Annotated in this window: 16 protein-coding genes; 4 read left to right on the top strand and 12 right to left on the bottom strand. The window is 70.2% G+C overall.

Annotated elements, in window-relative coordinates; translation table 11 throughout:
- Nucleotides 1-33 precede the first annotated feature (33 nt).
- The 8 genes from AMYBE_RS0103060 to AMYBE_RS0103025 all read right to left on the bottom strand — a co-directional run bounded on the left by AMYBE_RS0103060 (nt 34) and on the right by AMYBE_RS0103025 (nt 9,765).
- Nucleotides 34-3,045 (bottom strand): helix-turn-helix transcriptional regulator, encoded by a 3,012-nt coding sequence (locus AMYBE_RS0103060; RefSeq protein WP_027927329.1) that lies wholly within the window; start codon nt 3,043-3,045, stop codon nt 34-36.
- Between the two features lie 199 nt (nt 3,046-3,244).
- A complete protein-coding gene (locus tag AMYBE_RS0103055; protein WP_020657864.1) occupies nt 3,245-3,481 on the bottom strand; it encodes a hypothetical protein in 237 nt (78 codons plus the stop codon).
- A gap of 174 nt (nt 3,482-3,655) precedes the next feature.
- Nucleotides 3,656-3,859 carry a DUF397 domain-containing protein gene (locus AMYBE_RS0103050; protein ID WP_020657863.1) on the bottom strand — a complete coding sequence of 68 codons (204 nt, stop codon included), beginning with the start codon at nt 3,857-3,859 and terminating at the stop codon, nt 3,656-3,658.
- A gap of 40 nt (nt 3,860-3,899) precedes the next feature.
- The gene (locus AMYBE_RS0103045; RefSeq protein ID WP_020657862.1) at nt 3,900-4,775 is read right to left on the bottom strand and encodes a helix-turn-helix domain-containing protein; all 876 of its coding nucleotides are present in this window, start codon (nt 4,773-4,775) and stop codon (nt 3,900-3,902) included.
- A 418-nt stretch (nt 4,776-5,193) separates the two neighbouring features.
- On the bottom strand, nt 5,194-6,093 hold the full coding sequence (gene tesB / locus AMYBE_RS0103040) for an acyl-CoA thioesterase II (RefSeq protein WP_027927328.1): 900 nt from the start codon (nt 6,091-6,093) through the stop codon (nt 5,194-5,196).
- Nucleotides 6,094-6,129: 36 nt separating this feature from the next.
- Nucleotides 6,130-7,554, bottom strand: a complete 1,425-nt coding sequence (gene pyk, locus AMYBE_RS0103035) for a pyruvate kinase (RefSeq protein WP_027927327.1) — start codon at nt 7,552-7,554, stop codon at nt 6,130-6,132.
- 263 nt (nt 7,555-7,817) lie between these two features.
- Nucleotides 7,818-8,483: a DUF2461 domain-containing protein gene (locus AMYBE_RS0103030; protein WP_020657859.1), complete on the bottom strand. Its 666-nt coding sequence runs from the start codon at nt 8,481-8,483 to the stop codon at nt 7,818-7,820.
- A 55-nt stretch (nt 8,484-8,538) separates the two neighbouring features.
- Nucleotides 8,539-9,765, bottom strand: a complete 1,227-nt coding sequence (locus tag AMYBE_RS0103025; RefSeq protein WP_020657858.1) for a glycoside hydrolase family 18 protein — start codon at nt 9,763-9,765, stop codon at nt 8,539-8,541.
- A gap of 172 nt (nt 9,766-9,937) precedes the next feature.
- Between AMYBE_RS0103025 and AMYBE_RS0103020 the strand changes: the two genes are divergently transcribed.
- A complete protein-coding gene (locus AMYBE_RS0103020; protein WP_020657857.1) occupies nt 9,938-10,240 on the top strand; it encodes an ArsR/SmtB family transcription factor in 303 nt (100 codons plus the stop codon).
- Between the two features lie 164 nt (nt 10,241-10,404).
- On the opposite strand, the gene AMYBE_RS0103015 is transcribed toward AMYBE_RS0103020, so the two are convergent.
- Both AMYBE_RS0103015 and AMYBE_RS0103010 read right to left on the bottom strand, forming a co-directional pair.
- Nucleotides 10,405-11,691 (bottom strand): S41 family peptidase, encoded by a 1,287-nt coding sequence (locus AMYBE_RS0103015; protein ID WP_027927325.1) that lies wholly within the window; start codon nt 11,689-11,691, stop codon nt 10,405-10,407.
- Between the two features lie 89 nt (nt 11,692-11,780).
- On the bottom strand, nt 11,781-12,806 hold the full coding sequence (locus AMYBE_RS0103010; RefSeq protein WP_020657855.1) for a 6-phosphofructokinase: 1,026 nt from the start codon (nt 12,804-12,806) through the stop codon (nt 11,781-11,783).
- Nucleotides 12,807-13,087: 281 nt separating this feature from the next.
- On the opposite strand from AMYBE_RS0103010, the gene AMYBE_RS0103005 reads away from it, so the two are divergent.
- A complete protein-coding gene (locus AMYBE_RS0103005; protein WP_020657854.1) occupies nt 13,088-14,176 on the top strand; it encodes a 3-deoxy-7-phosphoheptulonate synthase in 1,089 nt (362 codons plus the stop codon).
- 230 nt (nt 14,177-14,406) lie between these two features.
- Here AMYBE_RS0103005 and AMYBE_RS0103000 read toward each other — a convergent pair whose 3' ends face one another.
- A complete protein-coding gene (locus tag AMYBE_RS0103000; RefSeq protein WP_020657853.1) occupies nt 14,407-14,895 on the bottom strand; it encodes a polyadenylate-specific 3'-exoribonuclease AS in 489 nt (162 codons plus the stop codon).
- A 42-nt stretch (nt 14,896-14,937) separates the two neighbouring features.
- Nucleotides 14,938-15,699 carry a lysophospholipid acyltransferase family protein gene (locus AMYBE_RS0102995; protein ID WP_020657852.1) on the bottom strand — a complete coding sequence of 254 codons (762 nt, stop codon included), beginning with the start codon at nt 15,697-15,699 and terminating at the stop codon, nt 14,938-14,940.
- A 216-nt stretch (nt 15,700-15,915) separates the two neighbouring features.
- On the opposite strand from AMYBE_RS0102995, the gene AMYBE_RS0102990 reads away from it, so the two are divergent.
- Nucleotides 15,916-16,683: an alpha/beta hydrolase gene (locus AMYBE_RS0102990; RefSeq protein ID WP_027927324.1), complete on the top strand. Its 768-nt coding sequence runs from the start codon at nt 15,916-15,918 to the stop codon at nt 16,681-16,683.
- A complete protein-coding gene (locus AMYBE_RS0102985) occupies nt 16,680-17,213 on the top strand; it encodes a hypothetical protein (RefSeq protein ID WP_020657850.1) in 534 nt (177 codons plus the stop codon). The genes AMYBE_RS0102990 and AMYBE_RS0102985 overlap by 4 nt, the downstream gene beginning before the upstream one ends.
- Nucleotides 17,214-17,218: the final 5 nt, after the last annotated feature.

Here is a 17,218-nt window from a genome sequence, read left to right as displayed (position 1 = left end):
GTTGGCGGCCCACAATGCGGCCTCAGTGCGGCCTCAGTGCGGAGCAGTCAGCAACCCCCGGTCGTAAGCGATGGCCACGGCCTCCGCCCGCCGGCTGGCCCCGAGCTTCGCCATCACCCGAGACAGGTGCACGCTCACCGTCTTCTCGCTGATGTAGAGCTCCTCTCCCACCTGCCGGTTCGTCCGCCCCAGCGCGACCCGCTCCAGCACGTCCCGCTCCCGGTCGGTCAGCGGATTCACCGCGGCGCGCACCGGCGGCACCGCCTCCACGCCGACCAGCTCCACCCGAGCCCGCCGCGCCAGCGCACGCACCGCGTCCCGCAGCGGCACCGCGTCCAGCGTCATCGCGACCGAATGCGCCGCCTCCAGCACCTCCGCCGCGCCGGGCTGTCCCGCCGCCAGCAACGCCTCCCCTTGCCGCCACCGGCACACCGCCTGCTCGTACACCGCACCGTAGGAAAACGCCTCCGCCGCCTGGCCCCACAGCGCCGGATCAGCCGTCCCTTCCAGCGCGGACGCCGCCGCTTCCGCCCGGGCCAGCCACGCCCGTCCTTCCGGCCCCATCGTCCCCGACCGCGGATGTCCCTCCGCCGCACAGCGCCGCGCATGCTCCAGCAGCCGCCGTCCGGCCGCGACAAATCCGTCCGCCGCCTCCCGGTCGCCCTTGGCCCGCGCCTCCGCGGCCAGCGTCGCGGCCGACGGCAGCCCCAGCGCCGCGATCCGGATCCCGCCGAGCAGCATCGGCTCGATCTTCTCCAGCCACCGCAGCAACTCCTCGGTGACCCGCAGCGCCTCGACGTGCTCGCCGCGCCACGCCGCCAGCTCGATCGCCGCGTCCCCAGCGGCCGTCGCGATCTGGATGTCGGCCATCCACTGCTGCCGAAGGCCAGGCAATGCCTTGGCCACGTCGTCGAACCGGCCGCGCGCCACCAGGAACAGCGCCCAGTTGGCGATAATCCGGGCGGCGACCGCGCTCGACACCCCGCGTCCGGCACGACCGGCAGCGTCTTCCTTCGGCCAATCCCCGCTGAGATAACGCAGGTACAGCAGCCGGGCCCGCAACTCCAACCCGTAGGTGCTCCAGGTGAGCCCGGTCTCCTCCGCCCGCGCGACGCCCCGTGCCGCGTGGACGCGCGCCGAGTCCATTTCGGCCTGATCGTCATAGCTGAGCGCGAGGAAGTACATCGCGCGGAGCTCTACGTTCAACGCTCCAGCCTCGCGCGCCTTGCGTTCGGCCTCGCGCAAGCGTTCGCGAGCCTCCACCGTATCGCCCGCGCTGTCCGCGAGCGTGCCAATCGTGATCAGCGCCGACGCTTCCGGCCCGACCGCACCTACCGCCCGCGCATCCGCGACCGCGGTGAGCGCGCTGTCCATCGCCTCCTCCGGCAGATCCCGCACCCGCTGGAACCCGGCACGCGACGCCAGCACCCAGGCGCGCGCGGCACTCGGCTCCCGCTCGGCGACCAGCTCCCACGCCCGGTCGATCGACCGTACTGCCTCGTCGAAGGTGCCTTCCAGCGCGAGCAACGTCTCTGCCAGCCGACGCCAGACCTTCGCCGCCACCTCCGGCGCGGTGTCCGGCGTCAGCGCCTCGGTGGCCGACCGCGCGTACGCCACCGCTCGTTCCGGCTCGCCCGACGTACCCGCGAAATAGGAAGCTTCGTTGAGCAGTTTCAGCTCGTTCGTGCCTTCGGGGCGGTTCTCCGGAGCGACGGCGTCCCAAATGGACTGTGCCTGCTCGATGTGCCGCAACGCGGCACCGGGGGCGCCCAGCTTCTCCGCCTCGCAGGCAGCTCGCAGCAAAGCGGGAAGAGCGGTGTCGAAATCCCGGCTCTCCAGGCTGTGGAAAGCCAGCTTCGCGTCGTGCCCGCGACCTTGCGGCGTCGACTTGATCCGCGCCGCGTAACCAGCGTGCATCCGCGTGCGCTCGCCGGGCAGCAGGTCCGCGTAGACCGCTTCCTGCAGCAGGGCGTGGCGGAAAGCGTAGAAACCGTCCTCGATCACCAGCAGGTGGTGTTGCACGGCTTCGCGCAGCGCTTCGTCCAGTTCCAGCTCGCCGATGCCGGCGACCTGCGCGAGCGCCGCGTGCGACACCGTTTCGTTCGCCACCGAGATGACCCGCAGCACGCGGCGGGTCTCGGCCGGGAAGCGCTCCAGCCGGGCGAGCAGCACCTCGGCGAGCCCGGCTGGCAGGTCTTGGCAGTCAGTTCCGGTGGCGAGGAGCTCCTCCACGAAGAACGGATTGCCCTCGGACCGCTCGGCGATGTCCGCGATCACGTCCGGCGACAGCGGTTCCTCGGCGAGCGCCGCCACGAACGCGCGTGCGTCGGCCGGTGCCAACGGGGCCAGCGCCACCTGCTCCACAGTGGCCAGCCGAACCAGTTCGGACAACGTGCCGCGCAGCGGATGCCGGCGGTGCACGTCTTCCTCGCGATAGCTGACGACCACCAGCAGCCGCTGCGCGCGCAGCCGGCTCAGCAGGAAGGACAGCAGGTTGCGCGTAGAGGAATCGGCCCAGTGCAGGTCTTCCAGCAGCAGCACCACCGGCTGCTCCTGGCCGACCTCGGTCAGCACCCCCAGTACCGCGTCGAACAGCTGGAGCTGACCGAGATCTTGCTCCGGACGGATCCGGCGGACGCCCTCTCGCTCCCCCTCGGAAACCTGCCCTTGGTCCCCCGCCACCGGCTTCGGCTCGCCGCTTTGCGGCAGCAGCATGCTGAGCGCGGTCCGCGCCCGCACCGCGGCGGCCACCGCCGGATCGGACGACGCCCCGAGCGGCGAGAGCGCCTCGGCGAACGGCAGGTAGGGCAGACCGCCGTCGCGCACGTCGATGCAGCGGCCGGTGAGCACCAGCGCGCCGCATCCCGCGGCGTGCTCGCCGAGCGCGGTGAGCAGGCGGGTTTTGCCGACGCCGGCGTCGCCCGCGATCAGTACCGCCCCTGCTTCCCCGCGCTCCGCGCGCGCGAAGGCGGCACGCAGCCGCCGCATCTCATGAGTGCGGGCTACGAGCGGGATACCGGATCCGAGACGAGGCACAAGATGCATTCTCGCCTACCCCTCTGACAGTTCCGGCATGGATTTCCGGGCGATGTGCGGTTCGGACCGTGATCTCCGTGACCAGTCCGCTCCGCGGTCCGTGCAGGGCCCCTTGCGGGAACCCAAGTCCCTCAAGGGGCCTTTCACCGACGATGGGGCGGAGCGAGCGGCCGATCTGGTCCCGACCCCGATCATTGCGAGCCCCGGCTTACGCGTGTTGTCGGGCGCGCGCCTCCGGTACCGCCGCTGTCCGCTGATCCCCGACCGGCACCGCCGCGGTTCGTCGTTGCTGACGCGGCACCTCGACCTGCGTCGTGCGGTGCGTGCGCACCCAGCGCACCACGCGGTTGCCGCGGCTCAGCCGGGCCTGGCGGGCGCTGCGGCGCAGCTCGGCCATCCGGTAGTCCACCTCGGCGCGAGTCGCGTCCCAGTTGTAGTCGCTCATCGTTGTCTCCCCAGCTCGGGCGTCGTTCTCTGTCGACGTCTACTTTCGTGCTGAGGGGCCGCCCCGGACATCAGGTGATCACCTACCCCTGGACGCGAAAAGACCCCTTACCCGCGCAGCCGACCGGAGATCTCCAGGTCGAGCTGGGTAAGGGGTCTCAGCTGAGCGAACTGCTCAGGACTCGCCAGGGGCGTCGGCGCGCACCGCGTCGAGCAGTCCCTGCCAGCCGGCCGCGGGCAGCCGGAAGGCACCGCCTTCGGGGTCTTTCGAATCGCGCACCGCGGCACCGCCGTCAACAAAGGCGACCTCGACGCAGTCGTTGCCTCCGCCGCTGTAGCTGCTCTTGCGCCACTGGGCTCCGGAAAGGTCCGGCCTCATGCTCCCCACATCCTCACTGTCTCGGGGCGAGTGTCCCCGGTTACTGGTCGGCCGCGGCGGCCAGTTCGGCGAACCGGCCGGCCGCGTCGGTGATCAGAGCCACCGAATCGTCCGGTTTGAGCGCGGCTGCGCGCAGGTGGTCGAACATCAGCGCGTAGCGCCGGACGTCTTCGGGCTGTTCGAGGTACAGGCCGCTGGAAGTGCTGTCGTCGACGTAGACGACATCGGGGTCTGCCTGCTCGGGGAAGCCCATGATGAGGAACGGTCCCTCCATGCCGGGATGCGCTCCGGCGCCGAACGGCACGACCTGAACGGTCACGTTCGGCTTCTCCGCCATGGCGGTGATCCGGTACAGCTGCTCGGCCATCACCTCGGGGCTGTCGACCACTCGGTGCAGCACCGCCTCGTCGATCACCGCCCAGTACTCCGGCGGAGGATTCTCGTTCAGCAGCTGCTGGCGGGCCATCCGCGCGGCCACGCGGCGGCGGATCTCGGCCTCCTCGGCGTCCGGGCGCAGCGCGCGGATCACCGCGAACGCGTACCGCTCGGTCTGCAGCAGCCCGGGCACGAGCAGCGCCTGGAACGCCCGCAGCGAGCTCGCGTCCGCCTCCAGACCGACGAACGTGCCGGTGAACACCTCGTTGTAGGCGTGCCACCAGCCGCGTTTGCGGGCTTCGCGCGCCAGCTGGACGAGCGCCTCCTGCTCGTCGCCGATGATGCCGTAGAGCGCCAGCATGTCCCGTGCGTCGCGCGGGGTGACGCCGACGTGACCGGTCTCGATCCGGCTCACCTTCGACGCCGAGCACTCCAGCTTTTCGCCGACCTCGTCGATCGTGAGGTCGGCGGCTTCGCGCAGCCTCCGCAGCTCGCTCGCGAGGCGCCGGCGGCGAACGGTCGGTCCCTGGCCTCTCGCCACGACAGCACCTCCGGTCCGTATTGTTGCCCGCACTGCATATCTAACCAGCAGATCGGCTAGTCAGTGGAGTATTAACACCGGGTATTCCCGCCGGCCCGGGCGGACGGTGCCGTTGCCTGCTTCCGACCTGCATTATGCAGAGTGCGCTTGTACTCTGGCATCTTGCGGGCCGACGCGCGAATCAAGCCGCGCCGACGGCCCTGAGCAGGGTAGACGACGGCCGTCCGGAGCCTTTCGCGGGATCGCGGGAAACCGGCCGGCAGGGTGTCCGGGGCCGCCCCCCGACCGGTCCCGGGCACCTTCCTCCCGGCACCGAGTATTACTCAGACGTGTTTTCCCCGCGCAATTCCGCCTCGGCGGCGGGGTGATTTCCGGCCATTCCCGCGCGGATCACCACTCTCCGTGGCCCCTCGCGCCCTCATCGGACCCGCAGCAGTCCTTCTTGGACGACCGTGGCGACGTGCAGCCCGTCGCGGGTGAAGAACCGGCCGGTCGCCAGCCCGCGGGCGCCCGAGGCGTTCGGCGAGGTGCTGTCGTAGAGGAACCATTCGTCGGCGCGGAACGGGCGGTGGAACCACAGCGCGTGGTCCAGGCTGGCGCCCAGCACCTGGTCGACGTCCCAGTACACGCCGTGGCGGGCCAGCACCGAATCGAGCAGCGTCATGTCCGAGGCGTAGGTGAGCACGCAGACGTGCAGCAACTGCTCGGACGGCAGCGTGCCGTCGGCGCGCATCCAGACCCGGTTGTTCGCCGGGGGCGCGCCGGTGGTGCGGGTGACCCACGGCGGCTCGCTGATGTAGCGGATGTCGATCGGCCGCGGGTGGTCAGCGAAGCGCAGGCCGTAGCCCGCGGTGCGTTCCGGGAAGGTCGGCAGCGTCTCCGGAGCGGGCACGTCCGGCATCGTCTCGGAGTGCTCGATGCCCCGCTCGTCCTTCTGGAACGACGCGGACAGCGAGAAGATCGCCTTGCCGTGCTGGACCGCGACGACGCGGCGGGTGGTGAACGAGCGGCCGTCACGGATCCGGTCCACCTCGTACACGATCGGGACGCTCGGGTCGCCGCCGCGGATGAAGTACGCGTGCAGAGAATGAACCCGTCGCTCCTCCGGCACGGTCCGCCCGGCGGCGACGAGCGCCTGCCCGGCGACCTGCCCGCCGAACACCCGCACCGGCGAATGCGCGGGCGAGACGCCGCGGTAGATGTTCTCCTCGATCTTCTCCAGGTCGAGCAGCGCGACGAGCTTGTCCAGCACCGGCTGCCCGCCGCCACCGGGGCTCGTGTCGAGTCCGGTGGCGGCTTTCCTGGCCATCTCAGTCATGCCGGAACTGTATGCGCAAGGGTTCCGGCACGTCCTTTATGCGTGGTCGTCTTCACCGAGCCGGTGGACGTGGATCAGGTTGGTCGAGCCGACCGTCCCGGGCGGGGAGCCCGCCACGATCACCACGAGGTCGCCGCGCTGGTACTTGCCCATTTCCAGCATCGCGTGGTCGACCTGCTGGATCATCTGGTCGGTGGAGTCCACTCGCGGCACGATCTGGGTCGTGGTGCCCCAGGTGAGCGCCAGCTGGCTGCGCACGCTCTGCTCCGGCGTGAACGCCATCAGCGGCAGCCGGGTGTGCAGCCGCGCGAGGCGGCGCACGGTGTCGCCGGACTGCGTGAACGCCACCAGCGCCTTGGCGTTGAGCCGCTCGCCGATGTCGCGAGCGGCGTAGGAGATGACACCCCGCTTGGTGCGCGGCACGTGCGACAGCGGCGGCACGACCGGCGAATCGGTCTCGACCGCTTCGACGATCCGGCCCATCGTCTGGACCGTCTCGATCGGGTAGCGGCCGACGCTCGTCTCGCCGGACAGCATCACCGCGTCCGCGCCGTCGAGAACCGCGTTCGCGACGTCGGACGCCTCGGCGCGGGTCGGCCGGGAGTTGCTGATCATCGACTCCAGCATCTGGGTGGCGACGATGACCGGCTTCGCGTTCTCGCGGCAGATCTGGATGGCGCGCTTCTGCACCAGCGGGACCTGCTCGAGCGGCAGCTCGACGCCGAGGTCGCCGCGGGCGACCATCACCGCGTCGAAGGCGAGCACGATGGCCTCGAGGTTGTAGACCGCCTCGGGCTTCTCGATCTTCGCGACGACCGGCAGCCGGCCCCTGCCGACCCGGTCCATCACCTGATGCACCAGGTCGATGTCGGCCGGCGAGCGGACGAAGGACAGCGCGATGAAGTCGACGCCCAGCTGCAGGGCGAACTCGAGGTCCTCGATGTCCTTCTCGGACAGCGCGGGCACCGAGACGTCCATGCCTGGCAGCGACACGCCCTTGTTGTTGCTGACCGGACCGCCCTCGGTCACCTCGCAGACCACGTCTTGGCCCTCGACAGCCTTGACCACCAGGCCGACCTTGCCGTCGTCGACCAGCAGCCGGTCGCCCGGCTTGGCGTCCTTGGCGAGGCCCTTGTAGGTGGTGGAGACCCGGTCATGGGTGTCGGCGACGTCCTCGACGGTGATCCGGACGACGTCCCCGGTGTGCCATTCGGCCGATCCGCTGGCGAACGTGCCCAGCCGGATCTTCGGTCCCTGCAGGTCGGCGAGAATCCCCACCGCCCGGCCAGCCTCGGCGGCCGCGGACCGGACCAGGTCATAGACCTGCTTGTGGTCGCTGTGGCTGCCGTGGCTGAAGTTCATCCTCGCGACGTCCATTCCGGCGTCGACGAGTGCCCGCATCTTTTCCGGTGTGTTCGTTGCGGGACCCAGCGTACAAACGATCTTCGCGCGTCGGCTCACGTCCGGGAGCCTAGTCGCTCGACGCGCTCGCGTCTGTACCGATCCCGAAACTCCCGGGGAAGAGGACGGGAAGGATTCAGTGCGGGGTAACCGGCACAGCGAGTACGGCGGTGACGGAAACCGGGAAGGAGAACCACCCGAGGGGGTGAGCACGCGCGCCGATTCCGGGCCTGCCCACCGTCCCGGCTCCGCGGCCGCCCTTCACTGCCTCAGCACCACCGCCGCCCGTCGCCGGCCCGGCACCACCGGCGCCCGCCACCGCCTCAGCGGCGAGGCTGCTCGCTGATCCCGACGTGGTCGCGTGCCCACTCGTTGAACTTCCGCAGCTGCCGCCAGTGCTTGCGGACCCGGTCCAGCGCCTCGCGTTCGTGCAGGAAGTCGTCCGGTTCCCAGGACCGCGCCGCGTACACCGAGCGGTGGCGCAGCAGGTCGATGCGGGGGTGGTCCTCGGCGTAGCCGCGCGGGCGGGACTTCAGCCGGTCGCCGAGGATTTCCCAGCCTGCTTTGCGCAGGCTCGCCAGGATCTTCTCCAGCTCCGGCCCGTGCAGCTCGGTGTCCACCGCGGTGCGGTAGCGGGCCAGCTGGTCCGATGCCAGGTGGAAGCAGCCGCCGCCGACGCGCAGGCCGGCCGGGCCCACCTCGACGTAGTACGCGCCGCCGCCGCGGCCGGATTCGATCACGCCGCCGCAGTGGGTCTTGTACGGCGTCTTGTCGCGGGCGAACCGGACGTCGCGGTACGGGCGGAACACCTTCGGCTCGCCGAAGCCCTCGCTGAACTCCGGTTCCAGCTCGCCGAGCAGCGCCGTCATCGGATCCCGGACGTGCTCCCGGTAGATCTCGACGTGGTCGTCCCAGTACGCCTTGGTGTTGTCCGCGAGCAGCCCGTCGTAGAACTCGACGGCGTGCTCTCCGAATCCGCTGAACTTCACCCCCAGCACGATAAACCGGGGCGCCGACAGAATCGGCGCCCCGGCCGCACCGGACCTACTTCGCGAGCGCGCTGATCAGCTCGCCGTTCGCGGTGTCCCCGGACAGCTCCCAGAAGAAGGTGCCGCCGAGACCCTGCGCCTTCGCATACGACGTCTTGCCCGCGATGGTCGACGGGGTGTCGTAGCTCCACCAGTTCGAGCCGCACTTGGCATACGCGGTGCCCGCGACGGTGCCGGTGACCGGACAGCTCGCCTTGAGGATCTTGTAGTCCTCGATGCCCTGCTCGTACTTGCCCGGTGCCGGTCCGGTCGCGGCGCCGCCCGGCGCGGACTGGGTCACCCCGGTCCAGCCTCGGCCGTAGAAGCCGATGCCCAGCAGCAGTTTCGCCGGCGGAACACCCTTGGTCTTCAGCTTCTGGATCGCGTCGTCGCTGGAGAAGCCCTTGACCGGGATGCCGTCGTAGGACGTAAGCGGCGAGTGCGGCGCGGTCGGCCCCTGCGCCGCCCAGCCGCCGAAGAAGTCGTAGGTCATCACGTTGTACCAGTCGACGTACTGCGAGGCGCCCGCGTAGTCAGTCGCGTCGATCTTGCCTCCGGCGCTGCCGTCCGCGGTGATCGCGGCGGTCACGAGCTTCGACGGGCCGAACTTCGCGCGCACCGCGGCCAGCAGCTTCTTGAACGCGTCCGGGCCGCTGGTGTCGCAGGTGAGGCCGCACGCGTTCGGGTACTCCCAATCGAGGTCGATGCCGTCGAACAGACCGGCCCACTTCGGGTCGTTGACCAGGTTGTAGCAGGAGTCGGCGAACGCCGCCGGGTTCTTCGCGGCCTGCCCGAACCCGCCGGACCAGGTCCAGCCGCCGAACGACCAGATGATCTTCAGGCCGGGATGCTTGGCCTTCAGCTTCTTCAGCTGGTTGAAGCTGCCGGCGAGCGGCTGGTCCCAGGTATCGGCGACGCCGTCGACGCTGCCCGCCGCGTCATAGGTCTTCTGGTAGTCGGCCCAGGCGTCGCCGATCGCGCAGCCGCCGCCGGTGACGTTGCCGAACGCGTAGTTGATGTGCGTCAGCTTGCTCGCCGAGCCGGAGGTCTCGATGTTCTTGACGTGGTAGTTGCGGTCGTAGACGCCCCAGTCGGTGAAGTACCCGACCACCTTCCCGGCCGCCGCCTCCGGTCTCGCGGGCGCGGCCGTCGAAGCGGCCGGAACGAGCGCGGCCGCGGCGGCGAACGCCGCGGTCGCCAGCCCGGCCAGTGCCAGCAGGCGTTTTCTGCGCAAGCGAAGCATTTCGGCTCCCTTTCGAAGAGTCACGACAGGTGACGGATCGGTAACAGAGCGGGACGCACTCACCGTAAATGGACTAGACCACTAGGTCAATGGTTCAGACCATAAAACGGACATTCGTCGGTACCCGCATGCCTTGACAGGCATATGCGGGGCGGGGCAAATTCCCGGAGTGATGCAGACCTTCGACGTGCTGGCCGAGCCCCGCCGCCGCGCCCTTCTCGACCTGCTGCTCGAGGGCGAGCGGTCGGTCGGCGAACTGGTGGCCGAGCTGCAGCTCAGCCAGCCCGCAGTGTCCAAGCACCTGCGGGTGCTGCGGGAAGCCGGCCTGGTGACGGTGCGCGTATCCGCGCAGCGGCGCTGCTACCGGCTGCGCGCCGAACCACTGGCCGAAGTAGACGCTTGGCTCGCCCCGTACCGGCAGTTCTGGGCAGACCGCCTCGACGCGCTGGAACGACGGCTCGATGAAGCCGACTGAGGAGGACGCGGTGATCCGAGCGGACGGCCGGACCGCCGCGTTCTCCTCAGTCGGCGCGAACAAGGGCGGGCGGAACCGCCGTGCCCTTCCGCTTCCCGCGGTCGCGATCCTCGGTGCCACCGGCGGACGGGGCAGCGAAAGCGGCCCTCCTGATCGCGGCTCGGTCAGCGACCCAGCACCCGCCGCGCGAGAGCGAGTGCTGGATCGCGCCCGGCGGCGAGGTCGTCCGGGGCGAACACCGGGACCGGGAGGTCCGGGCCGATCCCGGTGCCGTCGTAGGTGCGCCCGTGCGGATCGAGGTACTCCTCGTTCGGCAGCGACACGGTCCAGCCCGGTTTCGGCAACGCCCGGTCCAAAGTGTCCGAGAAGGCGCCCTGTGTGGACTGTCCGATGAGGACTGGCCGCGGCTGCCGGTTCAGCAGTGCCTGCAGGAAGGTCTCCCCCGCCGAGACATCCAGGTTGCCGGTGAGCACCGCGAGCGGACCGCGGTACCGGGGTGCGACGGCGGGCTGGACGAAAAACGGCTGCGCAACGGTGAACCGGGACGGGTCGTCCGGGTCGTTGCGGGCCCGTTTGGCATAGGCGTAGTGCGGGACGTCCGTCAGCCGGGCCGCGACCTGCAGCCCGAGCGGGTCGTCGCCGCCGCCGTTGACGCGCAAGTCGAGTATCAAACCGGACCGCTGATGGCCCGGCGTGAAGATTTCGTCCAGCGCCTTGGCCAGGATCTTGCTGCTCTCGGCGAATGTGCCGGCGTAGTCGTGGAAACCGGTGATCCGCAGATACCCGAGACCGCCGGGCAGATCGGCGTAGGCGAGGGCGCCGCCGGCCCAGGTTCGCGTCGGAACACCCAGATTGGCGTCGGCGACGGCGATCGCGCGCGGGACGGTCTTGCCCGGGTCCGGGGTGCCGGGACGCGGCGAGGCGCAGTGCTGGCCCGGAGCGGACAAGGCGACGTGAGCATCGTGCAGCGGGCGGATCAGCCCGCAAAGAACGTCGTAAAGCCGGTCTGGGTGCGCGGCGACCTCGCGGCGGGCAGCGTCCCCTTCGGACTGCCAGTCGACGCCTTTCGCGCGGAAGAACGGATAGTTCTCGGCGAAGGTGTGCCAGAAGACGTCGAAAGTGGACAGCTCATTCGCCGGAACCCGGCACTCGCGCGGCAATCCGCCGGGGACCCGGCGAAGCGATCGCACGCCCAGATTGTCGTCGAACGTCATCGCGCCGGGGCGGATCGTGACGACGGAGCCCTCGTTGGTCGCGAAGGTCGTGCCGTCGCCGGTGCCGGACAGCGAACCGGGCAGGCAGCTGACTTTGGTGACGTCGTAAGTACTCAGTTTTCCGCCGGACACTTGGACGAGCTGCCCGTATCCGACAGTGCGCCATACTCCGTCCACAGTGGAGTGAGGCAGCGCGACAGTGGAGAGCAGGGCCAGTCCGGCCAGGAGGATTCGCACCCCGCGAGCCTAAAAAGAGCCGGGGGCGCACGGAATACCGCACGCCCCCGGCAGCGCGGTGGGGACAGCCCCACCTCCCGGGAGAACTCTCAGCCGAAGAAGACTTCGGCTTCCTGGTAGCGCTCCAGCGGAACCGTCTTCAGCTCGGCGGTCGCCTCGGAAAGCTTCACGCGGACGATGTCAGTGCCCTTCAACGCGACCATCACCCCGAAGTCGCCGTCGGCGACCGCGTCCACCGCGTGCAGGCCGAAGCGAGTGGCGAGGACCCGGTCGTACGCGGTCGGGGTGCCGCCGCGCTGCACGTGGCCGAGCACGACAGCCCGCGATTCCTTGCCAGTGCGCGCGGAGATCTCGTCGGCGAGCCAGTTGCCGATGCCGCCGAGCCGCACGTGACCGAACGCGTCCTTCTCGCCGGTCAGGAGCTTCTCCTCGCCGCCCTCGGGCAGCGCGCCCTCGGCGACCACGATGATCGGCGCGTACTCCTTCTCGAACCGGCGCTCGACCCACTGCACGACCTGGTCGACGGAGAACTGCCGCTCCGGAACCAGGATCACGCTCGCGCCGCCGGCCAGGCCGGAGTGCAGCGCGATCCAGCCGGCGTGGCGGCCCATGACCTCGATGACGAGCGCGCGGTGGTGCGATTCGGCCGTAGTGTGCAACCGGTCGATCGCTTCGGTGGCGATGGACACCGCGGTGTCGAAGCCGAACGTGTAGTCGGTCGCGCCGAGGTCGTTGTCGATCGTCTTGGGCACGCCGACCACGCCGATGCCGTCGTCGGTCAGCCGCTTCGCGACGCCCAGGGTGTCCTCGCCGCCGATCGCGATCAGCGCGTCGACACCCTGATCGGCGAGCACCTGGCGGATCTTCTCCACCCCGCCCTCGACCTTGTACGGGTTCGTGCGCGACGACCGGAGGATGGTGCCGCCGCGGGTGAGGATGTCCTCGACGTCGGCGAGGCCGAGCGGCCGGCTGTCGCCGGTCAGCGGACCCTGCCACCCGTTGCGGAAACCGACGAACTCCCAGTCGTGCACCTCGATGCCTTTGCGGACCACCGCGCGGATCACCGCGTTCAGGCCGGGGCAGTCACCGCCACCCGTCAGCACACCGACACGCATCTGCTTCCTCCGTCTTCGTTACAGGGATCACAGCTCCGCGCCAAGCGTAGCGGTTTTCATCTGGATCGGTGCAGGCCGGACCACCTGCCCAATCGGTCCGGACAGGGGCCGGCACGGGCTGTGCTACGGTGGCGGCGTGCAGCGCTATTTCTGGTTTACGAAGCCGGCCCCGGGTGGGCCCGGCGGCGTGAACCTGCGCTGACCCCCACCCGAGCCGGATATCGCACCGGCTCGGCGAATCCCCCGCGGGTCGGTTTCCCTCAGAAAGGAACCCCCGCGCCATGACCTCCCGTCTCGTCGCCGCCCCCGCCGACACGAGCACTCTCGACCACCGCCGCACTACGTCGGTCAGTCCGCTGATTTCGCCCGCGCTGCTGCGCGAAGACCATCCGGTCGACGCCGCGGTCGCGAAGGTCGTGCAGAACGGCCGCGCCGAAACCGTCGACATCCTCGACGGCCGCGACGACCGCCTCGCCGTCATCGTGGGCCCGTGCTCGGTGCACGACCCCGAAGCCGCGCTCGACTACGCCCGCCGCCTCGCCGCCAAGGCCGAGGCGCTGCGCGACGACCTGCACATCGTGATGCGGGTGTACTTCGAAAAGCCGCGCACCACGCTGGGCTGGAAGGGCCTGATCAACGACCCGGACCTGGACGGCACGTTCGCCGTCAACAAGGGCCTGCGGATGGCGCGAAAGCTGCTTCTCGACGTGTCCGCGCTCGGACTGCCGGTGGGTTGCGAATTCCTCGACCCGATCACCCCGCAGTTCATCGCCGACATCGTCACCTGGGGTTCGATCGGTGCGCGCACCGCGGCCAGCCAGGTGCACCGGCAGCTGTGCAGCGCGCTGTCGATGCCGGTCGGCATCAAGAACTCGACCGAGGGCGACATCCAGGTGGCCGTGGACGCCACCCGCGCGGCCGCCGCGTCGCACGTGTTCCCGGGCATCAACACCGACGGCCTCGCGGCACTGATGACGACCGCCGGAAACCCGGACTGCCACGTCATCCTGCGCGGCAGCTCGGCCGGCCCGAACCACGACCCGGCATCGGTCGCGGAGACCCTCGGCCGGCTCGCGAAGTCCGGCCTGCCGGAGCGCCTGGTCATCGACGCGAGCCACGGGAACAGCGGCAAGGACCACGTCCGCCAGGGCGAGGTCGTGCGGGAACTGGCCGGGCGGATCGCCGCCGGGGAACGCGGGATCGCCGGGCTGATGATGGAGAGCAACCTGGTGGCCGGACGGCAGGACCTGGTGCTGGGGCGGGCGGACGAGCTGACCTACGGGCAGTCGATCACCGACGCCTGCCTGGACTGGGACGCGACCGGGGACCTGCTGGACACGCTGGCCGGGGCGGTGCGGGCACGCCGGTAAGGGCCCGGGCCGTCCGAGGCAGTGGTTGCGCCCGTCGCGGGGCCGGGCAGCGCCGTAGGCGGCGACCCCACGGGCCGTGGCCACGCGGCGGCCGATCCCGGCAAGTCCGTGAATGGCCGCTTGAGGGAATCTGATTCCCTCAAGGGGCCCTTCACAGACCACCTGCCACGGAGCGCGGAGGCCGGGCCACGGACCGAGCCCGCGGCCACGCGGCGGCCGGGAACCGGCCGTCACCGCCGCCGAAAAGCCGCCTCGATGACGTCCCACCGCTGCAGGTTGTGCTTCGCGTCGGCCAGCGCGTCATGCTGGTCGGTAGGCGCGGCCGGCAGCTTGGGCTTCCCCGCGTCCTCCCACCGCTGGCGCAGATCCCGGGTGAACCGCGGCAACTGCCGGGGCAACGCGGGCATCGGTCCCCACAGCTGCGCGAGCGCGACGTGGTCGTAGGCGGCGAACCAGGCCCACAGCTCGATCCCGCCCGGCGGCTTGCCGAAGAACTCCAGCAGGTCGGCCCGGATCCGTTCCCGGCTGCGCCAGGCCGGGTCGGCCGGCGAGGGCAGCTTCGGCAGCACGTTCTCGCGTACCCAAGCCCCGGCCCGGCCAGGGTCGAAATCGGTGGACACGGCGTAGAACTCGCGGCCGCGTTCGTCAACGACACCGATCGACACCAGGTCGATCGTCACGCCGTCCTCGATGAATTCGGTGTCGTAGAAAAAACGCACCGAGAGAAGGTATCAGCGCCGCTCGGCGGACCGGCCGAGCGGCTAGCTCGCCTTCGTTTCGGGCACCCGGTCAGCGTCGCGCGCCGAGGTCTGCGGCGGCACCGCCGGTTTTACCCCGGCCGCTTCCGCGGCGAGCAGTTCCTTCGCCTTCGCCGCGTAAATGTCCACGTACTCCTGGCCGGACAGTTCCATCAGCGCGTACATGATTTCGTCGGTGATCGAGCGCTCGATGAACCGGTCCCCGGCCAGCCCGTCGTAGCGGGAGAAGTCGAGCGGTGTGCCGAAGCGCACCTCAAGCCGGCGCGGCCACCACATCTTGGAGCCGATCGGGTTGACCTTGTCGGTGCCGATCATCGCGACCGGCACGACGATGCCGCCCGAGTCGAGGATGATCCGGGCGACGCCGGTCTTGCCCTTGTACAGCCTGCCGTCCGGGGAGCGGGTGCCCTCCGGGTAGATGCCGAGCAGGTGGCCTTCCTTGACCAGCCGGGTGGCGGTGTCGAGCGCGGCCTGCGCGGCGTTGCCGCCGGAGCGGTCGATCGGGAACTGGCCGACGCCGGTGAAGAACCACTTCTTGAGCAGGCCCTTGAACCCGGGCTCGGTGAAGTACTCGGACTTCGCCGGGAAGGTGACCTTCCGCTTCACCCGCAGCGGCATGAAGAACGAGTCCGCCACCGCCAGGTGATTGCCGGCGAGGATCGCGCCGCCGGTCTCGGGGATGTTCTCCGCCCCGACGACCTTCGTGGGCCACAGCGTCTTCAGCAGCGGTCCGATGAACACCCACTTCATCAGCCAGTACAGCACCGGGTTCCAGTCCTTTCCTGCCCGAGCGGGCCCCGGCAGGTCAGGGTACGGAACAAGCACCGGCCGGCACAACGCGAGAACGCGCGGTCACCCGGGGGCAGCGACCGATCTCACAGCGGGACGGGCGGCGTCCGGCTTCGCAGAGCCGTCCCCACAACCCGGCTCCGTCGTGAGAGCATGGGAGGACTCCACCGTTTCGATCGGAAGGCGTTCGTCATGGGCGTGCTCGCCGGCGCGGAACCGTTCTCCTTCCCGGGCTCCTCCGGGGCCGGCTTCCTGCTCTGCCACGGTTTCACCGCGACGCCGGCCGGCATGCGCGGCTGGGGGGAGCACCTGGCGCAGGAGGGCTTCGCGGTGCGCTGCCCGCTGCTGCCCGGCCATGGCACGCAGTGGCGCGACCTGAACCGGACGACCTGGCAAGACTGGTACGGAACGGTCCGCGAAGCGCTGCTGGCGCTGCGCGCGGAATGCGACCAGGTGTTCGTTGGCGGGATGTCGATGGGCGGGACGCTCGCGCTGCGGCTCGCCGAGGAGTTCGGCTCGGAGCTTTCCGGGATCGTGCTGGTCAACCCGTCGGTCACCCGGCTCAGCCTGGACGCGAAGATCCTGCCGCTGTTCTCCCGCGTCGTGCCGTCTGTGCGCGCGATCGGGAACGACATCGCGAAGCCGGGCGAGACCGAACTGGCCTATCCGCGCACGCCGGTGCGCGCCGCGGCGAGCCTGGCCAAGCTGTGGAAGATCGTGCGGGCCGACCTGCCGAAGGTGACGCAGCCGGTGCTGCTGCTGCACTCTCGGGTCGACCACGTCGTGGAGCCGGAGAACTCGCGGATCATTCTCGACGCGATCGCGAGCTCGAACGTGACCGAGGTGGTGCTGGAGAAGAGCTTCCACGTCGCGACGCAGGACTTCGACGCGGAGCTCATCTTCAGCCGCAGTGCCGAGTTTGCCCGCGAGCTGCGGGCGGGACAGGTGGGTGCCGGATGACCCGGGGGAAAGGCGCGGACGGACCTGAAAACGTCGACGCTACGTTCGCCGAGATCGTGGCCGACCTGCGGGCCGAAGGCGTGGGCGTGTTCCTGGACGAGGACCCGTTCGCGGGCGCCGGACCCGCGGACGCCGGAACCGGTACGCCCGAATCGCCCGCCAAACCGGAGAAATCCGGCGACGGCAAACCCTCGGCCAAGCCCGCCGAGCCGGCGTCCGAGGGCTGGCGCACCGGCGGCACCGACTGGGACACCACCATCTTCTCCGCCGACCCGGCCGAGGACGACGAGCACTACGAACCGCCGGAGCCGCCGCCGCTGCCGCGCTGGCGCAAGGGCGCTTTCATCGTGCTGCTGTTCTTCGTGGTCGGCCTCCTGCTGCTGATCGTGCCGAATCTGATCGGGGTCGGCCCGGCGCTGGCCACCCCGCTCGGCATCCTCGCACTCGCCACCGGCATCGCGTTGCTGCTGCTGCGCGTGCGCCAGGGCCCTCCGCCCGGCGCGGACCCCAGCAACGGCGCCCAAGTCTGACCGGA

The sequence above is a fragment of the Amycolatopsis benzoatilytica AK 16/65 genome (assembly GCF_000383915.1).
GTDB lineage: Bacteria > Actinomycetota > Actinomycetes > Mycobacteriales > Pseudonocardiaceae > Amycolatopsis > Amycolatopsis benzoatilytica.
This window is presented reverse-complemented; position numbering and strand designations above follow the sequence as displayed.

Excerpts from the sequence above, each read along its gene's own strand:
- AMYBE_RS0103055 (WP_020657864.1), bottom strand. The coding sequence starts at position 3,481 with ATGAGCGACTACAACTGGGACGCGACTCGCGCCGAGGTGGACTACCGG.
- AMYBE_RS0103005 (WP_020657854.1), top strand. The coding sequence starts at position 13,088 with ATGACCTCCCGTCTCGTCGCCGCCCCCGCCGACACGAGCACTCTCGAC.
- AMYBE_RS0103060 (WP_027927329.1), bottom strand. The coding sequence starts at position 3,045 with ATGCATCTTGTGCCTCGTCTCGGATCCGGTATCCCGCTCGTAGCCCGC.
- tesB (WP_027927328.1), bottom strand. The coding sequence starts at position 6,093 with ATGACTGAGATGGCCAGGAAAGCCGCCACCGGACTCGACACGAGCCCC.
- AMYBE_RS0102985 (WP_020657850.1), top strand. The coding sequence starts at position 16,680 with ATGACCCGGGGGAAAGGCGCGGACGGACCTGAAAACGTCGACGCTACG.
- AMYBE_RS0103050 (WP_020657863.1), bottom strand. The coding sequence starts at position 3,859 with ATGAGGCCGGACCTTTCCGGAGCCCAGTGGCGCAAGAGCAGCTACAGC.
- AMYBE_RS0103025 (WP_020657858.1), bottom strand. The coding sequence starts at position 9,765 with ATGCTTCGCTTGCGCAGAAAACGCCTGCTGGCACTGGCCGGGCTGGCG.
- AMYBE_RS0103010 (WP_020657855.1), bottom strand. The coding sequence starts at position 12,806 with ATGCGTGTCGGTGTGCTGACGGGTGGCGGTGACTGCCCCGGCCTGAAC.
- AMYBE_RS0103020 (WP_020657857.1), top strand. The coding sequence starts at position 9,938 with ATGCAGACCTTCGACGTGCTGGCCGAGCCCCGCCGCCGCGCCCTTCTC.
- AMYBE_RS0102990 (WP_027927324.1), top strand. The coding sequence starts at position 15,916 with ATGGGCGTGCTCGCCGGCGCGGAACCGTTCTCCTTCCCGGGCTCCTCC.